General features: G+C 55.2%; 22 protein-coding genes. 7 read left to right on the forward strand and 15 right to left on the reverse strand.

The features are described 5' to 3' along the window. Nucleotides 1–9: 9 nt before the first annotated feature. The 9 genes from DA792_RS00245 to DA792_RS23410 form a co-directional block, all read right to left on the reverse strand. Nucleotides 10–438 (reverse strand): hypothetical protein, encoded by a 429-nt coding sequence (locus DA792_RS00245; protein ID WP_107717357.1) that lies wholly within the window; start codon nucleotides 436–438, stop codon nucleotides 10–12. 5 nt (nucleotides 439–443) lie between these two features. Next, the gene (locus DA792_RS00250; protein WP_159075103.1) at nucleotides 444–788 is read right to left on the reverse strand and encodes a hypothetical protein; all 345 of its coding nucleotides are present in this window, start codon (nucleotides 786–788) and stop codon (nucleotides 444–446) included. A gap of 404 nt (nucleotides 789–1,192) precedes the next feature. Beyond that, complete coding sequence (locus tag DA792_RS00260; protein ID WP_159075105.1) at nucleotides 1,193–2,353, reverse strand: BamA/TamA family outer membrane protein; 1,161 nt, start codon at nucleotides 2,351–2,353, stop codon at nucleotides 1,193–1,195. A 252-nt stretch (nucleotides 2,354–2,605) separates the two neighbouring features. Then, entirely contained in the window at nucleotides 2,606–3,778 is a 1,173-nt protein-coding gene (locus DA792_RS00265) for an HlyD family type I secretion periplasmic adaptor subunit (protein ID WP_107717365.1), read from the reverse strand. Further along, entirely contained in the window at nucleotides 3,775–5,910 is a 2,136-nt protein-coding gene (locus DA792_RS00270; RefSeq protein WP_107717367.1) for a type I secretion system permease/ATPase, read from the reverse strand. The genes DA792_RS00265 and DA792_RS00270 overlap by 4 nt, the downstream gene beginning before the upstream one ends. Before the next feature lie 25 nt (nucleotides 5,911–5,935). After that, nucleotides 5,936–7,219 carry a TolC family protein gene (locus DA792_RS00275; protein WP_107717369.1) on the reverse strand — a complete coding sequence of 428 codons (1,284 nt, stop codon included), beginning with the start codon at nucleotides 7,217–7,219 and terminating at the stop codon, nucleotides 5,936–5,938. Beyond that, entirely contained in the window at nucleotides 7,219–7,815 is a 597-nt protein-coding gene (locus DA792_RS00280) for a hypothetical protein (RefSeq protein WP_159075107.1), read from the reverse strand. Before DA792_RS00280 ends, DA792_RS00275 begins: the two co-directional genes overlap by 1 nt. A 344-nt stretch (nucleotides 7,816–8,159) precedes the next feature. Next, nucleotides 8,160–9,734 (reverse strand): hypothetical protein, encoded by a 1,575-nt coding sequence (locus tag DA792_RS00285; RefSeq protein WP_159075109.1) that lies wholly within the window; start codon nucleotides 9,732–9,734, stop codon nucleotides 8,160–8,162. A 355-nt stretch (nucleotides 9,735–10,089) separates the two neighbouring features. Next, nucleotides 10,090–10,503 (reverse strand): DDE-type integrase/transposase/recombinase, encoded by a 414-nt coding sequence (locus tag DA792_RS23410; RefSeq protein WP_439099356.1) that lies wholly within the window; start codon nucleotides 10,501–10,503, stop codon nucleotides 10,090–10,092. On the opposite strand from DA792_RS23410, the gene DA792_RS00295 reads away from it, so the two are divergent. Both DA792_RS00295 and DA792_RS00300 read left to right on the forward strand, forming a co-directional pair. Next, nucleotides 10,492–10,728: a type II toxin-antitoxin system CcdA family antitoxin gene (locus DA792_RS00295; protein WP_107717375.1), complete on the forward strand. Its 237-nt coding sequence runs from the start codon at nucleotides 10,492–10,494 to the stop codon at nucleotides 10,726–10,728. The two genes, DA792_RS23410 and DA792_RS00295, sit on opposite strands and share 12 nt — an antisense overlap. Then, complete coding sequence (locus DA792_RS00300) at nucleotides 10,728–11,027, forward strand: CcdB family protein (RefSeq protein WP_107717376.1); 300 nt, start codon at nucleotides 10,728–10,730, stop codon at nucleotides 11,025–11,027. Before DA792_RS00295 ends, DA792_RS00300 begins: the two co-directional genes overlap by 1 nt. 249 nt (nucleotides 11,028–11,276) lie before the next feature. Here DA792_RS00300 and DA792_RS00305 read toward each other — a convergent pair whose 3' ends face one another. The 5 genes from DA792_RS00305 to DA792_RS00325 are packed head-to-tail and all read right to left on the reverse strand — an operon-like array spanning nucleotide 11,277 to nucleotide 15,990. After that, entirely contained in the window at nucleotides 11,277–12,323 is a 1,047-nt protein-coding gene (locus DA792_RS00305; RefSeq protein ID WP_107717379.1) for a siderophore-interacting protein, read from the reverse strand. Continuing rightward, nucleotides 12,320–13,108, reverse strand: coding sequence for an iron ABC transporter ATP-binding protein (locus DA792_RS00310; RefSeq protein ID WP_107717381.1), 789 nt, complete (start codon nucleotides 13,106–13,108; stop codon nucleotides 12,320–12,322). Before DA792_RS00310 ends, DA792_RS00305 begins: the two co-directional genes overlap by 4 nt. Continuing rightward, complete coding sequence (locus DA792_RS00315) at nucleotides 13,105–14,088, reverse strand: iron chelate uptake ABC transporter family permease subunit (protein ID WP_107717939.1); 984 nt, start codon at nucleotides 14,086–14,088, stop codon at nucleotides 13,105–13,107. The genes DA792_RS00310 and DA792_RS00315 overlap by 4 nt, the downstream gene beginning before the upstream one ends. 10 nt (nucleotides 14,089–14,098) lie before the next feature. Continuing rightward, the gene (locus DA792_RS00320; protein WP_107717937.1) at nucleotides 14,099–15,049 is read right to left on the reverse strand and encodes an ABC transporter permease; all 951 of its coding nucleotides are present in this window, start codon (nucleotides 15,047–15,049) and stop codon (nucleotides 14,099–14,101) included. A 32-nt stretch (nucleotides 15,050–15,081) separates the two neighbouring features. After that, nucleotides 15,082–15,990, reverse strand: a complete 909-nt coding sequence (locus DA792_RS00325; RefSeq protein WP_159075113.1) for a siderophore ABC transporter substrate-binding protein — start codon at nucleotides 15,988–15,990, stop codon at nucleotides 15,082–15,084. A 553-nt stretch (nucleotides 15,991–16,543) separates the two neighbouring features. Between DA792_RS00325 and repA the strand changes: the two genes are divergently transcribed. From repA to repC, 3 genes are all read left to right on the forward strand, one after another. Further along, on the forward strand, nucleotides 16,544–17,734 hold the full coding sequence (gene repA, locus DA792_RS00330) for a plasmid partitioning protein RepA (RefSeq protein WP_107717385.1): 1,191 nt from the start codon (nucleotides 16,544–16,546) through the stop codon (nucleotides 17,732–17,734). Continuing rightward, nucleotides 17,734–18,711: a plasmid partitioning protein RepB gene (gene repB, locus DA792_RS00335; RefSeq protein ID WP_107717387.1), complete on the forward strand. Its 978-nt coding sequence runs from the start codon at nucleotides 17,734–17,736 to the stop codon at nucleotides 18,709–18,711. The genes repA and repB overlap by 1 nt, the downstream gene beginning before the upstream one ends. A gap of 225 nt (nucleotides 18,712–18,936) precedes the next feature. Next, nucleotides 18,937–20,031: a plasmid replication protein RepC gene (gene repC / locus DA792_RS00340; protein WP_107717389.1), complete on the forward strand. Its 1,095-nt coding sequence runs from the start codon at nucleotides 18,937–18,939 to the stop codon at nucleotides 20,029–20,031. 127 nt (nucleotides 20,032–20,158) lie between these two features. Here the strand turns inward: repC and DA792_RS00345 are convergent, their stop codons facing one another. Then, nucleotides 20,159–21,205: a tyrosine-type recombinase/integrase gene (locus DA792_RS00345; protein ID WP_107717390.1), complete on the reverse strand. Its 1,047-nt coding sequence runs from the start codon at nucleotides 21,203–21,205 to the stop codon at nucleotides 20,159–20,161. A gap of 118 nt (nucleotides 21,206–21,323) precedes the next feature. On the opposite strand from DA792_RS00345, the gene DA792_RS00350 reads away from it, so the two are divergent. After that, nucleotides 21,324–22,970: a Mu transposase C-terminal domain-containing protein gene (locus DA792_RS00350; RefSeq protein ID WP_074646626.1), complete on the forward strand. Its 1,647-nt coding sequence runs from the start codon at nucleotides 21,324–21,326 to the stop codon at nucleotides 22,968–22,970. Continuing rightward, complete coding sequence (locus DA792_RS00355; RefSeq protein ID WP_074646627.1) at nucleotides 22,963–23,841, forward strand: TniB family NTP-binding protein; 879 nt, start codon at nucleotides 22,963–22,965, stop codon at nucleotides 23,839–23,841. The genes DA792_RS00350 and DA792_RS00355 overlap by 8 nt, the downstream gene beginning before the upstream one ends. The last annotated feature ends 34 nt before the right edge of the window (nucleotides 23,842–23,875 follow it).

A 23,875-nucleotide genomic window follows, 5' to 3' on the forward strand; every position in this document is an offset into this window, starting at 1 on the left:
AAAGGCCTCTTAATTCAAAGTGGTAAGTTTACCCAGAATTGCCCGCTGACCACATTTAGCGGGCAAAATTTCTTGGCAAAGCCCGAAAGACGCCAAAACGGATTCACCTTCCCACATTTCACTTTCAATCGCGATAATATGAAGATGGGGTTGAAAGCGGCGAATTTGGATACAAGCGTCCGCCGCAGCTTCTGGTGAGCCAAAAAAATCCTCATCAACGATGAGAATATCCGGCGCATGCTTGAGTTGACGCAGAATATCAAGCGCACGATCACAGTCCTGTCCCGCCATAAGCGACACGCGGAACCTTTGATCCGGGTGACAGAATTCGCAAGGCAGATGATCCCAATCCACCAATGCAAGAACACTCAGCTTTTCAGTTTCTACGCTGCGTGGAACCGCAACAGCACCTGAGGTTTCAAAACTCTTTTGCAGCATGTAAATCACCCCTTTGCCGTTTGTTCGGACGCGTCGAGCAAACGAATTGGTGTGACAAAATCGCGAATCGCATGAAGTTGAGCCCGCAATCCAAGAAGTATGTTGAACATATTGTGTTGGCGCGACGTGTCGGACACCTCGCGGATCATCTTCCGGCTCAGGAATGCGGGTTCAAAAACACGGCGATTCACACGCAAAAGATCTATGACTTCTGAATAGGAACCTTCAGCGTGGTCCATTTCATGATCAAGGCGATGGAAAAGCCTGGTTTCGAGGCTGACGCGTTTAGGGTCCGCCTTAGACTGAGAATTATGGTCACTAGAACCGTTAAGAATGCTCATCCCTGCCATCTCATCGCGCTCCCTGTTCTCACCGGCGACGACCTTCGACACCTGAAAGATATGATATTTTGGCAAACACGAGAGGTTCTATGTCTGCGTCGAGTCACGGCACCAGCAATGCCAATATACATACCTTAGGATGGAAAATGCCAACAGATCAATACTAAAGATTCTAAGTATTATAATAAGTATAATACAATACATACTCAAAGCCCGGCCTCGTAACATCGTGGCACTTTTGGAATGCACAATACGTGCAACTGAGGTGCCGGCCTTTAGACGCCTCAACTGCCCATATTCAAACTGTCATGTTTTAAATTCACCACACCGAGAAAGACCGCCTTCCTCTCGGCCTGTGGATTATCTCACGGCATTCTCATGCCGCCCTCGTATTTCGACACACATATCCTGCCTCAAAACGCTGTGCTAAGACGAAGTCCAAACACCTGTTCTTTGTCTCCGTCTTGCTTGTCAAAGGGCTTGGCAACAAACAGTGAGACAGGCGCGCGCCCAACTTCGAATGCAAGTGAAAGACCGACTGAACTGCGCCGATGAAACCCATCATCAATCGCGCGCCCGAGGGTGTCATCCAACGCCCAAGACGCGCCAGTGTCAACAAAAACGCCGCCAACCAAAGGTGCGTTCACAAGACCCTCGAAATTGCCCTGTATTTCGATTGAAGAGACGGCAAATGTATTTCCGCCAAGGGCGTCGCCATTATCATGCGGTCCGACCCCACGCGGTGCAAACCCACGGAAACTGCCGGCCCCCGGCGCAAAGCGGTCTATGACACGCGTTGCGTTGTTTCCATCAAGACTGGACACCCTGCCGGCATCCAAAGACACAAGCATCCGCCACATCTGACCAAGCGGCACATAGGAGCGGCTTTCGAACCTGAAATCTGAAAGGCTATCATCGGTGCCGAGGTTCCAAAAATACTGGTCTATCCCGACGCTGTAATCCCACGTGCCCCAGCCATTTTCTCCCTCCGAAAGAGAGCTGTGTTTCAGGGCAAAACGGAGAAAGGGCGCCGAAATACCCGCAGTTTGTTCAGACACCAAGAGAGCGCTCGCCCCATCATCCACATCAAAAAGGCGATAATCGCGGTAGCCGACACCCATTTCCACTCGGGTTTTTTGGCTCGGCATCCATGCCAGATAGGTTTCAATCTGCTTCGTCTCTTTGGAATAAGAACTGTCGTCAAAAGACAATTCCTCCCAGCCCAGCTTTACCCCTAGATCAATGTCACTGCCGAGGACATCGGTCCGATACAAGCGCCCGCTTCCGCGTTTCACTTCTGGGTTATACTCCAACCTGACCGACCCATATGTGTCCGGCAAAAGATTATAGCGTTCAAAGAACAATCCGCCGATCAGCCCATCCTGAGAGGCATAGGACAGCGAAGCTTCGATACGGCCTGGCCGTGTATTCACCTCTTTCACTGCGATCACCAACGTTTCCCCATTGGGGATAAGTTTCACAGTTTCGAACACACCCGTCGACATGAGGCAGTCCTCAATCGCGCGCAATTCAATCGTGAGATACGGCACGCCAGCCACCGCACCGCATGTCATCTGAATGTCGTGTTCTGGAATAAATTCAGCGCCTTGGACCTCAACCGTGTCAAAGGTTTGTCCCCCCTGCGCCGACGCCCCTGTGACCAGAGAAAAAACCGCGCACGGTACGATACACCGACGCAAAAATCCCCCCGCACATCGGGGGACACTCCAAAAATATTGCGGCAGCATGATCGTCTTTCTCTTCAAAATCTCGTTTATTTTTGCGTTGAGTATAGTCTTTAAGGATGCCCCCACATCCCCTCTGACCTAGCGCAGCCTTGCGCGCATCAGTGGCCGTGTCAGATAACTCAAAACGGACCGCTTGCCGCTTTCGATATCAACCTGTGCCACCATCCCCGGACGAATAGCAAAATGCTCGCCAAAACGCTCAAGGTAGCTGACATCGGTACGGATCATAACACGGTAAAAGTCCTGTGGACCCTGCGCCGTATCTTCTTCGACCGTGTCTTCGGAAATCTGGGTCACAGTGCCCCGCAAATCCCCGTAAGTGGCAAAATCATATGCTGTGATTTTCACGCTCGCAGGCATTCCCGGCGCAACAAAAGCAACATCTTGCGGTTTTACCTTTGTCTCGATCAAAAGTTGATCGTCCGTCGGCGTGATTTCCATAATCGGTTCGCCCGGTTGCACAACACCGCCAAGCGTGGTGATTTTGATATTGTTGACCCGGCCTGCCACAGGAGAGCGGATTTCTGTCCGTTGGAACTCATCTTGTTTTTGGATCAGCTCCTGTTGGAGAGTCGTCAGTTTCGCCCGCCGTGCGGCCAGATCTTTGTAAGCGTCCTGCACATAAATATTGCGGACCTCATTGATCTTGCCGTCCAGCTCCGCTTTTTGTTGGCGCAGCTGCAACAGATCAATCTGGCTCACCGATCCGCCTGCGGCCAAAGGGCTTGTGATTTCAATCTGGCGTTCAATGGTGCTGCGCTCCTCCTCGAGGGACATCAAAGAGGCCTCCAGCTTGGTGCGCCGCGCCTTAAACAAACGCAACTCTCCGACCTCCGCCTCGTTTGGTGTCGGTCCGAATTCAAGATGCGGTTGCTCCATCACCTCGGCTTCCAACCGCATAGTTTCCGCCTTCAGCGCAGTAATCTCCGCTTGCGTTGCATTAAATGCCGTCTCTGAGCGCGTCGGGTCCAAACGCGCAATCAATTGACCTTCCTGAACAATATCGCCTTCGCTCACATGCAGTTCCGCAAGAATCCCGCCTTCAAGGCTTTGAATAGATTGCAAACGTCGCAACGGAACGACCCGCCCATCACCGCGCGTGATTTCATTGATCTGCGCAATTGCGGCCCAGCCGATGGCAATAAAGAGCGACAGAACGACGGTTTGAATGACCAAACGCGACCGTTTCAACGTCTGACGCCGGTAGCTCCCGTCGATATGGCTTGTGGTGACCAAATCCGGGCTGGTCATTTTACGGCCTGAACAGGTTTTTGCTGAACAGAATTTGCACGGGCGGCATTCAAGATTTGCAGCAAGTCCCCATCGCGGGCCACCCGCCCATCATTCAGAACAATCGCGCGTTCCGTCAGTCCAAGCAATTCGCGCTTATGCGTCGAAATAATCGTCGTGCGCCCTTGGAGCCATTGCTTCAAATGCGCAATCACTTTTGCCTCAGTCACATGATCGAAAGCGGAGGTCGGCTCATCGAGCAAGACGACTTTTGGATCTTGCAGCAGGACACGCGCCAAACCAATAGACTGGCGTTGCCCCCCAGACACGTTTGCATTGCTTTGAATCCGAAGGTCGAGACCTTTGACGTGCTGGCGCACAAATTTCCCAAGTCCAACCGCGTCGAGTGCCTGAAGCAACTCATCATCCGAATGAAGTCCGTGATCCAAAAGCAGGTTTTCCCGCAACGTTCCCTGAAACAGCGCCACGCTTTGAGGTAAATATCCAATTTGTCGGCGCCGGTCGATTGGATCAATTTGACTCAGAGCAAGATTATCAACGAGAACACTGCCCGCTTGCGGATCGGTCAACCCAGCCAAAAGCCGCAACATCGTCGATTTTCCTGCGCCATTGCCACCGAGCAGCGAAATCCGCTCGCCTTGCGCAATTTTCAAGTCAGCGATCGCAAGGACGGGCGGTGCCTGCGGGTCATGGCGGAACACCACATCTTGCAGATGATAGTCTCCCGCCATTTCGGCAGCACGCACAAAGTGACGATCCGAAGGGCGTTCAACCGAGAGCTTCATGATCTCGTCCAGACCTTCCATCGCCGCGCGGACATGTTGCCACTTGGCCAAAAGTCCGGCCACCTGCCCCATCGGCGACATCGCGCGTGTGGACAAAAGCGTACAGGCAATCAGGCTCCCAACCGTCAACTCCCCGGCACTGATCAAATAGACACCAGCAATGACAACGCCCGCATAGGCAAGCCTTTGCACAGAGCTGACCAGTTGGCTCATCAATGTCGTCAAATTGCGGGTTTTGATGGCCGTCGTGGCCATCGCCGCCGTCAATTGTGCATGCGCACGTTGCAACCGCCCTTCGGCACGACAGGCCTTAACGGTTTCGAGATTGGAAATGGTTTCCAAGAGGAGGCCATTGAGGGCCGAGGCTTCACGCGTGTTTTCCCTCGAAGCCCGCGCAAGCTTTTTCTGCATAAGCAGGCCCGGCACCACGCTCAAAACGACACCGGCGAGGACAACCAAAGCCACGTTGCCACCGATAAACCAGATCACGCCAAGGAAGATGAGCACGAAAGGCAGATCGCAAATGGCAGTGACCGTGCTTGAGGTGAAAAACTCTCGCACCACGCCAAAGTCCCGAACCTGATTGGCAAAAACCCCAGTCGAAGCGGGTTGATTGGCCAAGCGCATGTTCGCGACTTTGTCAAAAAGCTGGGCCGACAACCGCAAATCAAGATCTCGACCTGACACATCCACAAGCGAGGAGCGCATCAACCGCAGCACCAGTTCGAGCACAATCGCAATACCGACGCCACTCGACAGAATCCAAAGCGTATCGAAGGCATTGTTTGGCACAACGCGGTCATAGACCTGCATCGAAAAGAGCGCCGTAGCAACGGCAAGAATATTGGCCGCAAAGGACGCGATCATCACGTCGCGATAGATCCACCAGTTTTCCCAAAGCGGGCCAAGCAACCAATGCTCGCGCCCCGCCTTCTTCCCATCGAGACGATCAGAAACAATGTCGATTGGTTTGGAGATGAGGACCTTACCGTCATGCAAACGGTCGAGTTCCTCAAAGGTCCAAATCGCCTTTCCGCCTCCCGATTCAGGGAGAACGACCGTTGCCCGCTGCTCCGCTAGGCTTTCGAGAATAAGTGTACGGCCATCTTTCAAAAAGAGCAGCACCGGAAAGCTGTGATCCGGCAATGCGCGCAGCGGTTCGCGACTAATCCGGCAACTCATATTTGCACGACGCAAGGCAAGCGGTGCCAGATCTGGCGTCAACTGCGCGCCGACATCACGCGGCAACCCCGTGGTCAATTGCGTGATAGAGGTCGAAACGCCTTGCAAACGGCACAGTTCCAAAAGTCCGAGAACAAGAGGATCGTGAGACACGGTATCTTTCATTTCAGTGGGCCTCTTTCATCACGCATCATTGTACCGTCGATCCAGCCAAAAGCATGGTGCCCAAGACACCAAGATCCTTGGCCGCTTCGTATTCAGTGCGCTTACGCTCATCATATGTGTCGATCTTATCAATCTGGGCGTCGTAGAGGTCTCTCCCGGTGGTTAGAAGATCAAGAATTTCCCGCTGACCCGCGATGAATTGCTTCTCATAGGTCTGCAAAACCTTTTTTGCCTCGACGAGCTGAACATCTCTGGATTGTTCACTCCGGCGCAACAGGCTGAGACGTTCAAGCGCGCTGCTTGCTGTGTTCATGAGTTGCCGCTCTTGCCCTTTTAGCGATGCTTTTGCGCCCTCTACAGCCAATTGCGCGGATTGTATTTTCCGCTGGCCGAAACCGCGCGAATTTAGATCGACGCCGGCAGATATCCCAATCGCCGTCTGTGTATCCCCACCATTGAGGTCCATACGTCCCTGGGCCTGAAGATTGATCGTGGGGAAACGTTGTGCCTTCGCAACCTGAACCGCAGCTTCTGCCTCAGCAACTGCTGCGCGCGACGCGATGTAACCGGGTGCGATCCGGATCGCGGCACTGATCTTGTCTGCTGAGCCATAATGCTCCGAAAACAATAGCGACGGCGGAAGTTGCACTGCATCAACCTTTTGGCCAATCAAAAATTCAAGCTGCGCCAACGCAATTTGGCGGTTTGCCATAAGCTGGGACATCTGCTCGTCGGCCCGCGAAATTTCCAATCTCGCCCGTGCCACTTCGCTGTTGTCGCTCACCCCTGCCGCAGCTCGGTCCTGCGTTTGACCGGCCAGGCGGCGCGCAAACGTCATATAGTCCTTCGTATAGGAAATTTTGCGATCCATCACCTCGACATCAAGGAAGAAGCCCGCGATTTCAAAGCTCAGATCTTCAACCGCCATTTTCAGATCCGAAACGGCCTGCACCCGAACCTGAGACGCCTCGGCAATCTGGCTGCGGGTGCGGCCCCAATCAAACAGAACTTGCGTTACGCTCAACGTGACACCGGGCCCGTCACTGTCTGTTGTGCTGCTGTCTCCTGACAGGCTGATCGAGGGGAAATAGGCATCTCTGGCCGCTTGAATATCAACGGTTCGGGCTGCAACTTTCTGGCGCAACGCTTCGACACTTGGATCACTTGCCGTTGCGATCAGAACGGCTTCCTGAATCGACATTTGTGCATGTGCGGGTGCCGACAGGCCAAAAATAAGAGGTGAAAGCCATAGCAAGGTTTTCAGAGAGCGTGCAAGAAATGCGCCCATTTTTTTGACATACTTTGGCATTACAGCAGCTCCCCAACATCCAGACCAGCAAGTAAACCTTGCCCGTCTGACAGGATCATATCGAAGGAGTGTGTTGTGACATCCTCTGAGGCTGTCGAAAAAATACCTTCATTCTCAGTCATTTCCACAGCTACAGCTTGATCAGGCACTGCCAGATCAACGCTCCCATCATGAGGGCCCTCTCCCTCTTGGATCATGGCAAAGAGCATGCCTGCGGCCCCTATGCCATAGCCCGTGATGACAAGGGGGTCGAACGCATCGCTGCTGTCATGGACAAGGCCCATGCCCGCTTCGCCTGCGTCATCAGCTGGCACATTGTGCGCGACTTCAACAGGAGAGTCGTCGAATGCCATGTCGGCTTCAGGCACCATCAGACCCGTCACAACTGGAACACCTGTTTCGTCGACAAACAGGCTGTAGTCGCCATCAGGTCCTATCACAAAGAAGTTTTCGACCAATAGCTCGGAGCCATCGGCCAAGGCGACATGCAAATTGGCGCCAAGTTTTTCAAAACCCGAGATCTCCGCCTGATCCTGCATCAATGTCAATCGGCCCGGCATCGTCAACACAAGACTCGGCGTCGTCGTCGGGGCCACGCTGCCATCACTGGCCTGAAAGAGGACAGATACAGTCATTCTTGTGAACTCAAGTTGTGAGCGGCAAAAATATGCTCAGACCCTACACTGCGAAAGCATGGCCCCAAAATCACTTTAAACATCTTAAGGAGCCACCTTCTCCCACAAAGACCTTTAGACACCCCATCCCCCTTATAAAATCCACCATAATGACTTCATCATGTCCTTTTGATCAAGGCAACCGCCAACAGCTACCCATAAGAACTACATGAAAGAAATTGCCCAGTAAAAGGCATATGACAGAATATTCATTTATTCAAAATGAATATCAAGGCAAAGGATGTAATTATGTGACTAGGTCACACTTAAACTTGGTCATTTTGGTCAAAGAAAAGATCATCAAGCAGAGGCGTATCAGAGTTCACAACATCCGAAATACCCCCGAAAACGCCATCCGAATCGCCAAGAAGCCCGCCGACATCGGCAACACCACTCAACAAATCCTGACCTTCACCCTCAAGTAGAACGTCAAATGCGTCTCCGCCAGCCAGCACATCACTGCTCGGGGGACCAAGAATTTCGCTCAACAGAGAGTCAACATCACCGTCTGAAACGGCATCAGCCACACCACCGAGCAAACCTTGATCCACGAAAGAGCCGGTCAGGCTATCTTCGGCCGCAAGGCCAGCAAACAAATCATCGAAACCTCCAACGTCGCCTTGTGCGACATCGAAGCCTAGCACATCGGCCTCGCCGAGAAGATTTGACATAAGGTCGTCTACATTTCCAGACGACAGGCCTTCTATAAGCTCAGACACCGTATCTGACGCCTCACCCAGCGGAACATCGAAATCCATCAGAGACTCGATGTATCCTTCATCAGGCGCAGCATATTCCTCAACAGGCACTGCCGTAGGTGCGCTCAGATTCTCAACATGCGCACCACCAAGGCCGAGCAGCCCACCAAGAAGACCGCCATCCCCCAACACATCTCCAAGGAGGCCATCAGACCCGACTAGATCGCCAACCACAGGGATGTCGCCGACAATCTCCTCGACAAGACCGCCTTCTCCAAGCAGGTCATCCACAACGCCAGAAACAAGTCCATCCTCGCCAAGCAGGTCGTCAACCACACCCACTCCAAGGATTGGGTCCAGCAAACCATCCAAAAGACCACCATCCCCGAGCAGCGGATCAAGGAGGTCTCCCAAAAGGCCATCCTCTCCAATCAAATCGGACAGGAGGCCGTCTTCTCCCAGAACGATTTCGACCACGCCATCCAAAAGACTCTCAAGAACCTCGAGATCCAGAACGCCGCCTTCGCCGATCAACCCGTCAAGAAGATCATCAATCAGCCCCTCATCCCCGAGAAGCCCGTCCAGCAACCCACCTTCCCCAAACAGCGCGTCGAGAAGATCGTCTATAAGGCCATCCTCCCCAAGCACGGGATCGAGAACAGACCCGACCAAACCCTCTGTGTTAGACCCAATGAAATCAATAGTCTGCGAGCCCCCCTCCTCTCCTCCGAGAAGCGCAGCGTCGTCTTTGGCATCGTCCTGGGACAACATTTGTGTCACTGCGTCAGCAGCGGTGCCCGCATTTGCGATGCCTGCTGTTCGGCCCGCCGCCGCCACGGCAGCAGAAGGCGAAAACTCTGGTTCCACACCCAAGTCCTCAACCGCATCGTCCTCTATGAGCGTAGCAGGAGAATCTATGACTGCATTCTCCGCAGTCACATCCTCCCCGTTCACATCATCATGCGTCACCGGCGCTTGGGTCGGCTCAGAACTCTCATCAGTCGGTTCGACGGCCACATCTTCTGCAGATGAGGCCCACAATCTGTTGGCCACACCGCCTTGCAGCGCCAGCCCCATGCCAATCGCACTCGCGGCAACGCCGCTCAGGCCAGACTTGGAGCTTAGACGATCCGGTTCAGCCATGTGCATGGAAAGAGGCAAAACATTTGCCAATTCCTTACGCTCTACCGTTTCATTTTGACTTTTTTTCGCCGACACCTGCGCCGCACTCCAATTCAACAAAACTCTTCAGCGCGAACACGAGCAAAATCCACCTCACCGCAAGGTTAAGATATCTACTTCCGCTCGGTAAAGCAATTCTGTCGCATCTATATGCGCGCAGATTCGCCCAACGCTTAGCCCGATCTACCTACTTATAGTCTTAAGATATAAATTAGGCAATATTTGGTATATATAACCCATACTGACGACATTCTTGCAGAAATTTTTCAAGCATGCTCATATATTTTTAGAGCACCGCACCCCCGAACGTGTAATGTTAGCGCTCCAAATTATGCTGAAAATGACATAGATCAAATCGGACGGATGGAAAGTGGCCTTTTTTCACTTCAAACACTTGGCGATCAAGCACACCAAAAATTCTGTCGCAAATTTTACTGGAAGTTGAATAAGAGTTTCCACTGAACACAACTACCCATCTAGGGTCACGAACCGCGTGAAAGGCGACACGCCATTCAGCCCGAACTGTCCCTTGCGAGTCATGTGCGGCTTCGATCCCTGCTCGTGTTGGGGCAGCTGAATAGATGGCCTTGAATCCGAGCATTGGCCGAGTAGTTTTCCTGAGGAAACCATGGTCCTGCTCAACATTATTGTTGAGGTATTGGGATCGAATGCCGCTGATTGACTTGTTGTGATATGCGCATGATCGTGAGGTAAGCCGATGCAAGCACAACCCACCCCCAAAAAGCCAACCAACCTGAGTTTGGATCAGGGCCTTTTGTCTGAGGCCCGCTCCTTTGGTGTGAACCTTTCGCAGGCGGCAGAAGCAGGTTTGCGCCGGGCGGTGAAGGATGCAAAAGCCGCCGCATGGCAGCGCGAGAACGCCAAGGCGCTTGCAGCATCCAATGCTTGGGTTGAGCAACATGGTTTGCCCCTAGAAAAATACCGACCCTTCTGATGGCGCGGTTTGATGTGCATGCGAGTCCCGACGGTGCGGGCTATCTGCTCGATGTGCAGGCCGATCTTCTGGAGAGCCTGAATACGCGCATTATGGTGCCGCTGATGCCGATCAGTGTAGCACCATCGCCAGCCAAACGCCTCAATCCAGTGTTTAATATCCAAACTGAACCCTATGTGATGGTGACGCAGTTCTTGTCAGCGGTGCCAGTGGTGATTCTGAAAATGCCGGTTACCAGCCTTGCGCAGCACGACATGGAGATCACAGCGGCGCTCGATCTGTTGACCATTGGGGTTTGAACGCCGCATTCTTTTTTCGCGGCCAATCCCTTACATCTTCCCACAACATCCCGCTGCAGGCTATGACTGGCGCAGGGCCTTGCGCCTCCAAAACCTGATGCTAGAGGTGGTTCTGGGAAACTGAACCGCTGAGATACGAGGTGATCACGAAATAGATCTTCTGGTTCCGCTCGGAGAGGAAGAACGGCTCGGTCACAACGAGGAAAGCTTGTCGGCCCGCGTATGCGCCGACCCGGTTTTTGTACCGCATTAGGCCTCTTTCCGCCAATAACCCGAGAAATAGCTCTGCTCTGGCCCAATCCCAATCGTATCCCGAAAATGTTTGCGGGCGCGCTGAACCTGGGATTTTTCCGCCCCGCACCACAGGAACGGCATCGACTCCATCGGGGCGTCGCCATAGAGCGCAAAGAGCGTCTCCACAGGGCCAAGATCCGCGCCACGTATGAGCCATGTCACCGTAATGCCTTTAGGCTTTACGAGGTCCTGAATATCTTCCGCTCCGCCGACTTCGATATACGCATGCCCGATCACCTCCGGTGCGGCCAGCGCCAAAATACGCCGGATCGCGGGCAATGCGGTTTCGTCACCGACCAGGGTCAGGCTCTGGGCTGTTGGCATCTGCCCACCCCCCGGCCCCGTCATGCCGATCGTATCACCGACCTGTGCCCCACGTGCCCATTCGGTGATCCGACCGCCATCATGGATAAACACATCAAAGGCAAAAAGCCCTGTTTCCACATCAATCGACACAAAGGTGTACACCGGATTGTGGAGCTGATCCTCGCCGGTCGGAAATCGGGTGCGGCCCGTCGCGTCGAGCGCCGGCCAAACCGGGGTGCGCCCCTGCGGCGGCAACAACAAACGAAAATGCATCGCACCATCGGAGAAATGCGCCATGTTGTCGGCCTTAAGCGTCACGCGATAAAAATGCGGGAAGGGCTGCGTCACCTCCACCACTTCAGCCAGACGGAAATTGGCGGGCGGACCTTGATCCGGCAAGATACCCGACCATTCGAATTGCGTTAAAAGCTCAGGGTCGGCGTGATCGACAATATGGAGAATTTGATCACGCAGCATGAACAATGTTTTGGCATCTTTGGCTGCAAGGGTGATTCTGATCGCACCCTCCTCGCCTGCAATTTCGAACTGCCCCCGATCCGTTGCTCCACTCATCCACGCTTCATTGCGCTTTACCTCATATCCGTGCTCGGACAATTGCAGGGCGATTTTCTCAAAACGGGGCGCGGCAAAGGTGCTAGCGGCAAGGCCACTGCAGGTTGCAAATGTGTCGGTCATGTGTGCTCCTGTCTCTGTGGAAAAGGCGCGACTTGGTGAATCGCAACGGGAAGGTTTCGAATATTTTCAACGATGATATCGAGGTCAAACACCTGTTTGAGCATCGGGCGTGTGACGATGTCTTTCGGCGTGCCGATGGCGTGCAAACGGCCGTTTTTCAAGGCGACAATGCGATCGGCATAGGCGGCGGCGAAATTGATGTCATGGATCACGATCACAAAACTTTTGCCCTGATCGCGGGCCGTCTCGCGCAGCCGTTCCATCATCTGGCGGGCGTGTTTCATGTCCAGATTGTTCAATGGCTCATCGAGCAAAACATAATCCGTGTCCTGTGCCAAAACCATGGCGACATAGGCGCGTTGACGTTGGCCGCCCGAGAGTTCATCGAGGAATCGCGCCCGCAGCGGGATCAGTGCCATCGCCTCAAGCGCGGCATAGATAAGGCGGTGATCCTCAGCGGTGGGGCGGCCTTTATGATGAGGATAGCGGCCAAAACCCACGAGGTCTTCGACGGTCAGACGCGCAGAAACGCTATTGTCTTGGCGTAGGATAGACAGGCGTTTGGCCAGTGCCTGCGTCGGCGTTGTCGACACATCCACGCCATCAAAAAAGATTGCGCCGGTTTGCAATTTATTCAGCCGCGCCATGAGCGATAAAAGAGTGGATTTGCCTGCGCCGTTTGGCCCGATCAAGGCGGTGATCCCACCCTTTGGCAAGGTGAATGTCACATCGGTGAGGATCGGGAGGCCCGAAATCTGATGGCTGACATCGGAGATTTGAATCATCGTTGCGCGCCTTTGAACAAGAGGGTGAGAAAAACGAGCCCGCCAAGCAAATCAATGACCACGGAGAGCGTGCCTTTGAAACCGAGCACATGTTCAAAAACCGCCTGACCGCCCACAAGGGTGATCACTGCAACAAGGGTCGCGGCGACCCATGTCTGTCCGAACCGCGCACCGGGCAAAAGACGATAGGCGAGATGGGTGACCAGCAGGCCAAAGAACGTGACTGGCCCGACAAGCGCGGTCGAGACCGAGACCAATAGGCCAATCATCGCGAAGGTGATCAACATGACCCGCCGATAAGCTAGCCCAAGATTTATGGCGGTGTCCCGGCCCAGTGCCAGCACGTCAAATTGGTGCCGTAGCGCCCACAGAACTGGCAATGTGAACGCACAAAGCACGAGTGTGATCCACACAAGATCAATATTGACCGTGTTGAACTGCGCAAAGCTTGCGCCTTGAACGACGACGAAGTCATTGGGGTCGATCATCCGAGAGATGAAACTGGACAGGCTGCGAAACAGCGTGCCGAAAATGATCCCGACCAAGACCAGAAGATGCAAATCGCGTGCCTGTGCGGAAAAAAGCCACAGGAACAGCCCGGTGGAAAACACCATCATCAAGATCACTTCGAGGGAAAATTTGAAGACTGGTTCAAGATTTTGTGTCGCCATGGCCCCTAAGAAAAAGACCAACCCCGCCTGAAGCATCAGATAAAGCGCGTCAAATCCCATAATGGCGGGGGTGAGAATTTGATTACGCGTGGCGACATGGAAGAGCTGGGTGGAGGTGGCGATGGCATAGGCCACAAGCACAAGGGCCACGAGTTTCCCGGCCCGAAACGGAAGCGCAAATCCCCAAGCGCCATGCGGCACACCCAGAGTGAGGAAAAGCCCGAGCGCCACCAGAGACAGCGCGCCGAGGATCAACAAGCGTGCGAGCGCGCGATCCATTGGAACCTGACCCGTTGGAGGGAGGGACATCTGTGCAAACCTATCGGACGGCATGGCTTTGTCGTCCCAAAAGAATCATCAAAAACACCGCCGATCCAAGCACTCCGAGAATCGTCGCAATCGGGACTTCATAGGGTGCACGCAACACCCGCCCTAAAATATCGCAGAACAACAACAGCCCCGCGCCAAGGCTCGCCGCCCATGGCACCGCTGCACGCAGGTTGTCTCCGACCATCCGACTGACAATATTTGGCACGATGAGGCCGAGAAACGGGATCGACCCAACGGTGACAACGACAACGGCAGTGATCACAGAGACGATCAAAAGCCCCAACCACATCACCCCGCGATGGTTTAGCCCCAGCGTGATCGCAACATCGCTACCCATGCCGATGATCGAAAACCGATCCGCATAGAGATAGCCAATCACCGCCAAACCGCCGGTGATCCAAAGGAGTTCGTAGCGTCCGCGCAACACGCCGGAAAACTCGCCCGTGGTCCAAATGCCGAGATATTGCAGCAAATCGGTCTGATAGGCGAAAAATGTTGCCACAGCCCCAATCACCCCTCCCAACATCAGCCCGACCAAAGGCACGAGCAACGGTTGATGCGGCGGCAGCCGATCAAGAAGCCGCAAAAACAGCACCGTGCCCGCGATGGCAAAGCCGGACGCAAGGAGCATCTTGGCCAACATCGGTGCGGCCGGGAAAAAGAACACCGCAACAAGCAGACCGAGCCCCGCACTTTCGGCCGTTCCCGCCGTGGCGGGTTCAACGAATTTGTTGCGCGTCAGCATTTGAAAGATCAGACCCGCAATCGCCATAGACGCCCCGGTCAGGATGAGCGCCACGGTGCGGGGCACCCGACTTGCCAGAAGAATGAGCGCATCATCGACTTGACCGTGAAGCACCGCACCAAAAGACATGTCAGCGACACCGGTGGTCAAAGACAGAAGCGCCATGACCAAAATGCTGGTCAAGGCGAGCCCCATATGAAGATGCAGAGATTTCACAACAAAAACGCTTATTGAGCGGCGCCAAAGGCGGCGATAAATTGGTCTACTGTGTCTTGCAGCGAACGCACCCCGGTCGTGGCAATGTAAAAATCTGCCGGGTGGACATAGATCACCTGCCCTTTTTTCATTGCCGTGGTTTGCGCCACCAGTTCATTGTCCAGTGTCACATCTGCGGTTGCGCCATCGCCATGCGTGGCTTTGGTCCGGTCAAAGACGATCAACCAATCTGGGTTGACCTCATGCAGGAACTCAAAACTGATGGCTTCGCCGTGGGTTTCCGCTTCGACCTTGTCCAAAAGCGGCTCCACGCCAAAGGTCTCATGCACCCATCCAAAGCGCGATCCCGGCCCAAAGGCGGACAGTTTCGGGCCATTGGTCATGATAATCAAACCTTTCCCTGCGTCTTTCGTCAGAGCCCGCAGGGTTACGAGCGACGTGTGAAGGTGATCGACCAGCTCCGTCGCTTTGGCCTCTTTTCCAAACAGGGCACCAAGCTCGGTGGTTTGGGTTTTGACCACTTTTTCAATATCATCGGAGAATGGTGACATATCCACAGTTGGCGCGATTTTCTCCAAGGCCGCAATTTTTTCACGCGTGCGCGATCCCGCGAGGATAAGGTCAGGTTTGAGGGCAAAGACCTGCTCATAATCCGGCTCGAACAAGGTGCCGATACGGGGCCGCGTGCCATCATCTAAATGTTCCAATGCTGGAACATATATTGGTGAGGGAACGCCCGTCACATCAACACCCAACGCCGTCAGGGTGTCCAACACGCCAAGGTCGAATGTGATCACCTCAGTCGGGTCGGGCTGAACAGTGACTTTGCCGGCCAGTGTGGTCAATTGTGTTTCTGCCGCAGCCGCAGGGGCTGCAAAGGCAATCGCACATGCGACCCCCTTTAGGAGTTGTCCAAACATCGCTTTGCTTTCTTTTAAGAAAGACTGACTCGTGGCGGCGGCTGGGAGGGCAGTCATGCATCAATAGATAAAAACGATTTAGACGATAAATTAACCGACAAAAAGAGTAAACTTTAAAAAACGACCGTAGATGATGAACAAAGTCTTGGCTCGGACGGTCAAGCGATCTGTCAGTGTACCATCTGGGGCTGGATCGCTTACCGGCTCACGATCACCCCCTCCTGAATCATATGCGAGATATCCAGAAGAAAGAGCCGATTCGAAATTTGCCTCCATGACCAGAGCTTGGGGTTCGAGGCTCTTCTTCTACAACATGTTGAAAAATCACAAAAATAACACAAAAACTCTATCTTATCATAATGTTAACGCCAAAACTTAGAGTACAGCCTTAACACGCCACCTCTTCCCCGAGGGCTGAAAGATAAAAAAATATTGCCTCGTGATAACTTGCGTGTCATGAGTTGAGTTGTCGCAATGTGCCGTAAATAGCGCCGTTTAGCGACGAAACAAGAAAGACCCGGTAAGAGGTCAAAAAGGCAGAGTGAATTCAAACATGAAAACTGAAGATTCCAGTTCCATCGCAGCCTCCATTGCGTCAAATGCTGCGCGCTTGTCGGAAGCGCTCAATACCCATATGCGCAATAGCTTTCAGCCCGACAGCCGAAAAGCGCTGCGTAAATTCCACCCTGCCGAAGTATCTGAGCTCACTGGCATCAGTATGTCAAATCTCAGAACACGCCATCAGGAAGGCGACTTTCCTGACGTCGAGACAGATTCCCGTGGCCGCAGGCTCTACAGCGCAGAAGAGATCGACCAAATCCGCCATGTGATGGCCCGGACGGGTCGGAATGGGGACACCTACCTCCCTGGCCGTCGCGAAAACGATGCTCTTCAGGTGATTTCCATCGTGAACTTTAAAGGTGGCTCAAGCAAAACGACCAGCGCCATCCACCTCGCACAGCGTTACGCATTGCGAGGCTATAGAGTGCTGGCCGTCGACATGGACCCACAGGCCAGTTTGACGACGATGTTCGGATATCGTCCCGAAATCGAATTTGCTGAGAGCGGGACCGTGTATGACGCGCTCAAATACGATGACCCCGTTCCCTTGAGCCAAGTCATCCGCAAGACCTATTTTCACAATCTGGACCTCGCGCCTGCGGGGCTTTTGTTGTCTGAGTATGAGACCGAAACCGCCTATGCGCTTCAGCACCGGGTCGACCCGCCCTTCACACAGCGCCTCGCGATTGCGCTTGATGAAGTTGAGGCAAACTACGATCTCGTCATCATTGATTGTCCGCCTCAACTCGGCTTCACCACCATGACGGCATTGTTGGCGTCTACGGGCCTGTTGATCACAGTCGTTCCAAGCATGTTGGACGTCGCCTCAATGGCGCAATTCCTTGAAATGGCTGGAGAAACTGTCCAAACTCTCGAAGAGGCGGCCGGGCCAATTGACTGGAATTTCCTCAAATTCTTGATTGCCAGATATGAACCAACGGACGTCCCGCAATCGCAAATGGCGGGGTTCCTGAGGTCGATTTTGCTCGATCAAGTTTTGACCACACCGATGCTCAAATCCACGGCAATCTCTGACGCCGGTATGACACAGCAAACCATCTATGAGCTGGAGCCTTCGCAAGTTGTGAAAAAGACGCTGGATCGCATCCTTGAAAGCGTGAACGGCGTCGCTGACGAGTTCGAAAAGACGATCCAGCACGCTTGGGGAAGGGAGACTGACTGATGGCTCGTAGAAACCTGTTTCAGCCCCCTGCCCCACCCAGCACAAGCAGCACCACGGCCACCAGCGGTGAGCAAAAATCACGCTTTCCCAATACCGGCGCTATGAGTGGTGTCAAATCGACCTTGAAGGATGTCGCCAGCAATGCCGTGCGAGAGATTTCGGTCGATGTCATTGAAGAGAATGGCCCCAAGGACCGCCTCACCTTTACGGATGCCGATGTTGTAGCCCTTGCGGCGAGCATCAAGGCCCATGGTCAACAAGTCCCCATAATGGTTCGGCCTCTCGCGGATCGACCCGGGCATTATCGGATTGTGTACGGTCGCCGCAGATTGCGCGCCTTACGATCTCTTGGGCTACCCGCAAAAGCTCTTGTCCGATCACTGTCTGACGAAGAGGCCATTCTCGCCCAAGGGCAGGAAAACACACAGCGCTTGGACCCCAGCTTTATTGAAAAAGCGCTCTTTGCGGCCGAGTTGGCCACAACTGGCTACGAGCAAGCGATCATTCTTGACGCTTTAGCTGTCGATAAGCCGATGCTGTCGCGCATGACCAAGGTCGCGCGATCCATTCCCCAGTCCGTCATCGAACAGATTGGGTCCGCCCATGGCATCGGACGGCGCCGCTGGGAAGAGCTGGCCGACCAGATGCGCACTCATGATGTCGATCTTGAACAGATCGCTCAAACGCTTGACCTCGATGCGGCCAAGACCTCTGACGACCGGTTTGGGTTGATCAGTGATGCGGTTGCTCGGGCGGTGACGGCCAAAGCAACTGCGAAACCAGCCCCCTCCCCTACCCTGACGGTCAAACTGGGTGATGGAACAGTCTCGGCTGAGGTTAAGGAAACGGCACGCGCTTTGACAGTTAAACTGTCAAAGTCCGAAGCCCCAGAATTTGTTCAGTGGGTGCGTGACAGCGCCGAAGCTGAACTTACGCGTCTCTATGAGGCGTGGCAGTCGGCCCAAACGCCGGACTGACCAATCAACGAGCAGACCCACATAAAAAGGAGCACGACCAACAGCCCAAAAAGAAAGAGCCCCCCAAGGTTTCCCTAGGAGAGCCCAATCTGTTCTTTGCACTTTCAGATTTACCAGCTTCTCCACGTCAGTCAACAACAACCGATTCGGTTGACCAATTTTTGTTGCCTTTTTTCTGATTTAGGACCTGACGGGGCCTTTCAGACCAGGTTGTCGTGAAAAAACATGGCATTTAAACAGGCAACCGCACCCATTGGGTTGCGGAACACAGAGCTATTGTCCGCGGACAATTCGATTCCAGAGCGGCACATCGTGATCGCAACTCTCAGACATGCAGCCCCTCGCCTAGGCCTCAGTGCCTCTGTGATTGCGACCTTGGACGCGATGCTTTCATGCCTCGCACCAAAACGGAATCACCACACCGTCTTCGCATCGAACACAACCCTCACCTTCCGTCTGAACGGTATCTCAGACCGGACCATCCGGCGCCACGCAGCCGTGTTGCAAGATCTGGGTCTCCTCATCCGTCGCGACAGTCCCAACAGAAAGCGGTTCACAAAACACAACAGCCACGAAGGCACCGCCCTCCGGTTTGGCTTTGATCTGTCACCTCTCTTTTCAAGGTTGCACGAGCTTGCCGCTCTCGCCGCTGAGGTCCTCAGAGAGAAAGAGCAAATCGAATACCTACGCGCCAAAATTAGAGCTGCCGCCAACGACAGCCTGCGGATCAATCCAGATGATGAGGTTGCCCTTCAAACCTTGCGCAGCCTTCGTCGCAAATTGTCACTCGACGACTGCGAAACCCTGTTAGCAGAGCTTACTGTCACCACGGTTGAAGCAGAAACAACCGACGATATTCCTGCTCATCCAACAACAACACTGTCCGGCAGCGACGGCCATTTTGTCCGGCACCTTCATAAGTCAAATAAAGAACATATTGATAAAGAAGCAGACAGTGTAAAAAAAGAGACGCCCTCATCCCAGCCAGAACAGCCAATCACTATTCCTGAACTGCTGTCAGCGTGCCCTGAAGCCGCACAGTTTTCATTGAAAAACATCGAAACAGTTCACGATGTCGTGGCACATGCAAGGACACTTGCACCAATGTTGGGCATCAGTAGCCAAAGCTATGAAGCTGCGCATCGCCGTCTTGGAGCCCTAAGAGCGGCGGCGACAGTTTGGGCAATTATGCAGTTCCACGACAAAATCAAAGCCATCGGTGCATATTTTAGGGCCATCACCACTGGGGCAAAAAGTGCTGATTTTAGCCCAGAGAAACTCGTCAGACGTCTTGCAGTCGCAAAAACTTATGCCGCTTAATCTAATATTGTCCGCGGACAATATTTTACATCCCGTGAGCTTGCGCAGGTTTGGATGAGTGTGAATCTATTCCGCGCAGCGCGAATTCAAAAATGGTGCCAAGCGCCAAATTTGTACGGCCCCTATTCTACAACCCTGCGGCCTTGGTCAGGTTGACGCGGAACCTGTCGCGGCGGCGTTGGTAGCGGCGGGTCATTTCGGCACTGGCATGGCCGAGATGCTTTTGCACATAGCGCTCATCAACTTCGGCGGAACTGGCAAGCCCCGCGCGCAAGCTGTGGCCGGAGAACAGCGCAAGCCGGTCCTTTTCCGGCAGATCGGATCGGATGCCCGCGGCCAAAACGGTTTGCTTGATCAGTCGTGCGACATGCTTGTCCGAGAGACGCGTCTCCAACGCGCGGGTGCCATCCTGCGACGCGCGGCGAAACACTGGACCAATGTCGATCTTGGCGAAATGCAGCCAGTGTTCCAGCGCGTGGACAGGGCAGGTTTGCTGCGAGGACCCGCGCCCGATCTCGACCTCGCGCCATCCGGTTTTGCCGCGAAAGGTCAGCACAACCCCGGCGTCCAAAATCTCGATCCAACCTTTGCCGTCCAGCGTGTCATCCTTGCGCCTGTCGAGGCTGACAATCTCGGACCGACGCAACCCGCCCGCAAAGCCCAAAAGCAAGATTGCCCGGTCGCGCAGCCCACGCAAATCGAACCCCAAAGTGGCGACCATGGCGCGGATATCATCGGCAAGAACCGCTTCCTTCTGCACTGGCGGGCGGGCGTGTTTGCGTTTGATCCCGGCCAGCACCGTGGAGATGTGGCGGTCTTTGCGATCGAGCGTAAAGCCGCGGTTCTGGTAGTGCCACGCCAACCCAGAGAGGCGGCGTTCGATGGTCGACACAGACAGGGCAGGGGACCGATCATCGGGGGACGCACAGTTGGCAATGTAGAAGCCGATCACTTCGGCAGAGGGGGGCAGGGGCTCTGCACCGCGCCGCCGACACCAGCGGGTGAAATGCGCCCAATCTGCCGCATAGGCGGCGTTGGTGTTTTCTGAGGTTGCCCCGCGGGCATAATCGCGCGCTGTATCCACCAATCGGTCCAAAGTGCCAGACCCTGCGACATGGGCGGGGAGGGTGATCTCCGGTGTCGGTCTGCCGGAATTCTTGAGACTGCGTTCCATGTGTTTTCAATAGCTTGCCTGTGTCGCATTTCTGAAACCGATTCAAGGTATGTGAGACTGGACGCCGATTTGAATCACCATTGGTGAGACTATCCGGCATCCATGCACTGAGTAAGTTATGTCCGATAATTTTCCAGCTGACAAGGATTGGGAAGAGGCGGAGTTTCGCGCCCGGGTGCTCGCGGAGCTGCCGGCCCAGCTGACTCAGGGCAATGTCGACTGGGCCATACGTCAGCTAAATGTCAGCCGATCCACGCTTTTTCGTCTGGTGAAGCAGTTCCGCGAGGACGGGCGGACCAGTGCACTTCTGCCGGACACCCGGGGCCCCAAACCTGGCATGCAGCCGCTGGACCCGGCGGTGGAAGAAATCGTGTCCCGCCACTTCAAGGGGCTTTATGCCACCCGCCGCAAACCTACCAGAACGCGGTTCTGGCGGGAGGTCGCCGCCGATTGTCGGGCTCAAGGGCTGGCACCGCCCTCGATCCGTCGTCTGGGGCGCTGGCTGGAGCAACATGACCAGGCTAAGCTGATGGCCCGGCGAGAGGGCAAGGACAAGGCCGACCGGCGCTATCTGGCCACGCCTGGGGGGCTGGTCGCCAACGATCCGCTGGATATCGTCCAGATCGACCACACCAAGGCTGACGTGACAGTGGTAGATCCGGTGACACGACGCCCGCTCGGTCGGCCAACGCTGACGGTCGCGATCGACGTGAATACCCGCATGGTTCTGGGCTTCCACTTGTCCCTGGAACCGCCCTCGCTGCTCTCCGTCGCCCTCTGCCTGACCCATGCGGTGATGGAGAAAATGCACTGGCTGACGGCGTGCGGGATCAGCACGGAGTGGCTGGCGCGGGGCATCCCGACCGCGATTTATGTGGACAATGGCGCGGAGTTCCATGCCCGGGCTTTTCAGCTTGCCTGTTCCGAATACCAGATCGACCTGCAGTACCGTCCGCCCGGCACGCCGCGCTATGGCGGGCATATCGAGCGGCTGATCGGCACGATGATGGGCGCGATTCACCTGCTGCCGGGCTCGCATTTCTCGAACATCTTCGAGCGCGGCGATCTCGATGCCGAAGCCGAGGCGGTGATGACCTTGCGCGAGCTGGAAACCTGGCTGGCGCTGGAAATCACCGGCTCCTACCACGCGCGGGTGCATAGCGCGTTGGAAATCACGCCCTCGGCGGCCTGGGCAACACGGGTGGACGAAGTCAGACTCCGTATACCCGCCGATCTGCGCCAGTTCTTGGTCGATTTTCTGCCGTCTGAGCAGCGGGTTTTGCAGCGCGACGGCCTGCATCTCTTCCACATCCGCTACTGGGCGGACGAGTTGCGTTGGCTGATGGGCCGGGAAAGCCGCAAGTTCACGCTCAAATACGATCCGCGCGATCTCTCGCGCATCTTCGTGCTGACAGAGAGTGGGATCATCGAAGCCCGACCTGCTGATCTGACACGGCCTGCGATCACGCTCTGGGAGCACCGCGCGGCGCGGCGGGCCCTGCGCGAGGCTGGACGTCATTCTGTGGACGAGGAGTTGATTTTCAGGACGATCGAGGCGCAGCGCGACCTCGTCGACACCGCGGTACGGCAGACCAAGGCCACGCGGCGTCATCAGGCGCGGCGGGCGCATCTGGCACCCCGGCGCATGATCGACGTGACACCGGATGACGCCGCGCGAGATGCCTTGCCCGCGCTGGAAGGGGAGGGGAGCCCGTTCCTCAGCCATCCCGGCTTCAAGGTCGAGGAATGGTACGACGATGACTGAGTTCCCGCATCTCTACCCGGGAGCCGGCAAGATCGCCGCGCTCAGCGCCGACGAGCGCATTCACCGGATTCGCGCCGACCGCTGGGTCTCCTATCCCAGGGCCGAGGCGGCCTTGGAGAAGCTGGAAACGCTGATGTCGTTTCCCGAGCGCGCCCGCATGCCGAACCTGCTCATTGTCGGTGACAGCGGCATGGGCAAGACGATGATCATCGAGAAGTTCACCCGCGATCACGCGTCGAGCTTCGACGAAGCCAGTGGACGGCTGCATATGCCGGTCGTTGCGGTGCAGATGGTCTCGGGGCCCGACGAGTCGCGCTTCTACCGCCGGATCCTGGCGGCGATTGGAGCCCCCGAGCCGCCGCGGGCGACACTATCTGTACTTGAGAGTCTGGCCTTGCGACTGCTCGCCGAATTGCGCCCGGGGATGCTGGTGATTGACGAGATCCACAGCCTGCAGGCGGGCACGATCCGCGAACAGGCGCGATTCCTGAACATGCTGCGCTTTCTGGGCAACGAGCTGCGCATCCCGCTGGTTTGCGTCGGCACCGCACAGGCCCGCAACGCGCTGCGCACCGATGATCAGCTGGTGCGTCGCTTCGAGGCCTTCGCATTGCCGCCCTGGCGGGAGGGCGAGGATCTGAACGGGCTGATGAGCACGCTCACGCGCACGCTGCCGCTTCGGCGCCAAAGCCAGATCGACGGACACGCGCTCGCGCGGATCATCAAGGTGACTGGCGGCATCACCTCGGGCATCTTTTCGATCCTGTCGCAGCTGGCGATCGCCGCCATCGAAAGCGGCGAGGAACGCATCCTCTCGCGCGATATTCTGGGTGGCGACCGGTTGCAGGCGGTCCTGGGAGAGCCGGTGTGACGGGGTGCGGGCGCCTGCCGGTTGTTTACGCCCC

It is taken from the genome of Celeribacter baekdonensis (assembly GCF_003047105.1).
GTDB classification, from domain to species: Bacteria; Pseudomonadota; Alphaproteobacteria; order Rhodobacterales; family Rhodobacteraceae; genus Celeribacter; species Celeribacter baekdonensis_B.

Bases quoted from the DNA above. Each gene is read 5' to 3' on its own strand.
- DA792_RS00245 (WP_107717357.1), bottom strand. From the start codon at position 438: ATGCTGCAAAAGAGTTTTGAAACCTCAGGTGCTGTTGCGGTTCCACGC.
- DA792_RS00265 (WP_107717365.1), bottom strand. From the start codon at position 3,778: ATGACCAGCCCGGATTTGGTCACCACAAGCCATATCGACGGGAGCTAC.
- repB (WP_107717387.1), top strand. From the start codon at position 17,734: ATGGCTCGTAGAAACCTGTTTCAGCCCCCTGCCCCACCCAGCACAAGC.
- DA792_RS00325 (WP_159075113.1), bottom strand. From the start codon at position 15,990: ATGTTTGGACAACTCCTAAAGGGGGTCGCATGTGCGATTGCCTTTGCA.
- DA792_RS00355 (WP_074646627.1), top strand. From the start codon at position 22,963: ATGACTGAGTTCCCGCATCTCTACCCGGGAGCCGGCAAGATCGCCGCG.
- DA792_RS00345 (WP_107717390.1), bottom strand. From the start codon at position 21,205: ATGGAACGCAGTCTCAAGAATTCCGGCAGACCGACACCGGAGATCACC.
- DA792_RS00270 (WP_107717367.1), bottom strand. From the start codon at position 5,910: ATGAAAGATACCGTGTCTCACGATCCTCTTGTTCTCGGACTTTTGGAA.
- repC (WP_107717389.1), top strand. From the start codon at position 18,937: ATGGCATTTAAACAGGCAACCGCACCCATTGGGTTGCGGAACACAGAG.
- DA792_RS00260 (WP_159075105.1), bottom strand. From the start codon at position 2,353: ATGACATGCGGTGCGGTGGCTGGCGTGCCGTATCTCACGATTGAATTG.
- DA792_RS00305 (WP_107717379.1), bottom strand. From the start codon at position 12,323: ATGACCGACACATTTGCAACCTGCAGTGGCCTTGCCGCTAGCACCTTT.
- DA792_RS00295 (WP_107717375.1), top strand. From the start codon at position 10,492: ATGCAAGCACAACCCACCCCCAAAAAGCCAACCAACCTGAGTTTGGAT.
- DA792_RS00250 (WP_159075103.1), bottom strand. From the start codon at position 788: ATGGCAGGGATGAGCATTCTTAACGGTTCTAGTGACCATAATTCTCAG.
- DA792_RS00350 (WP_074646626.1), top strand. From the start codon at position 21,324: ATGTCCGATAATTTTCCAGCTGACAAGGATTGGGAAGAGGCGGAGTTT.
- DA792_RS00285 (WP_159075109.1), bottom strand. From the start codon at position 9,734: ATGGCTGAACCGGATCGTCTAAGCTCCAAGTCTGGCCTGAGCGGCGTT.
- DA792_RS00300 (WP_107717376.1), top strand. From the start codon at position 10,728: ATGGCGCGGTTTGATGTGCATGCGAGTCCCGACGGTGCGGGCTATCTG.
- DA792_RS00320 (WP_107717937.1), bottom strand. From the start codon at position 15,049: ATGGGGCTCGCCTTGACCAGCATTTTGGTCATGGCGCTTCTGTCTTTG.
- DA792_RS00275 (WP_107717369.1), bottom strand. From the start codon at position 7,219: ATGCCAAAGTATGTCAAAAAAATGGGCGCATTTCTTGCACGCTCTCTG.
- DA792_RS00310 (WP_107717381.1), bottom strand. From the start codon at position 13,108: ATGATTCAAATCTCCGATGTCAGCCATCAGATTTCGGGCCTCCCGATC.
- repA (WP_107717385.1), top strand. From the start codon at position 16,544: ATGAAAACTGAAGATTCCAGTTCCATCGCAGCCTCCATTGCGTCAAAT.
- DA792_RS00315 (WP_107717939.1), bottom strand. From the start codon at position 14,088: ATGTCCCTCCCTCCAACGGGTCAGGTTCCAATGGATCGCGCGCTCGCA.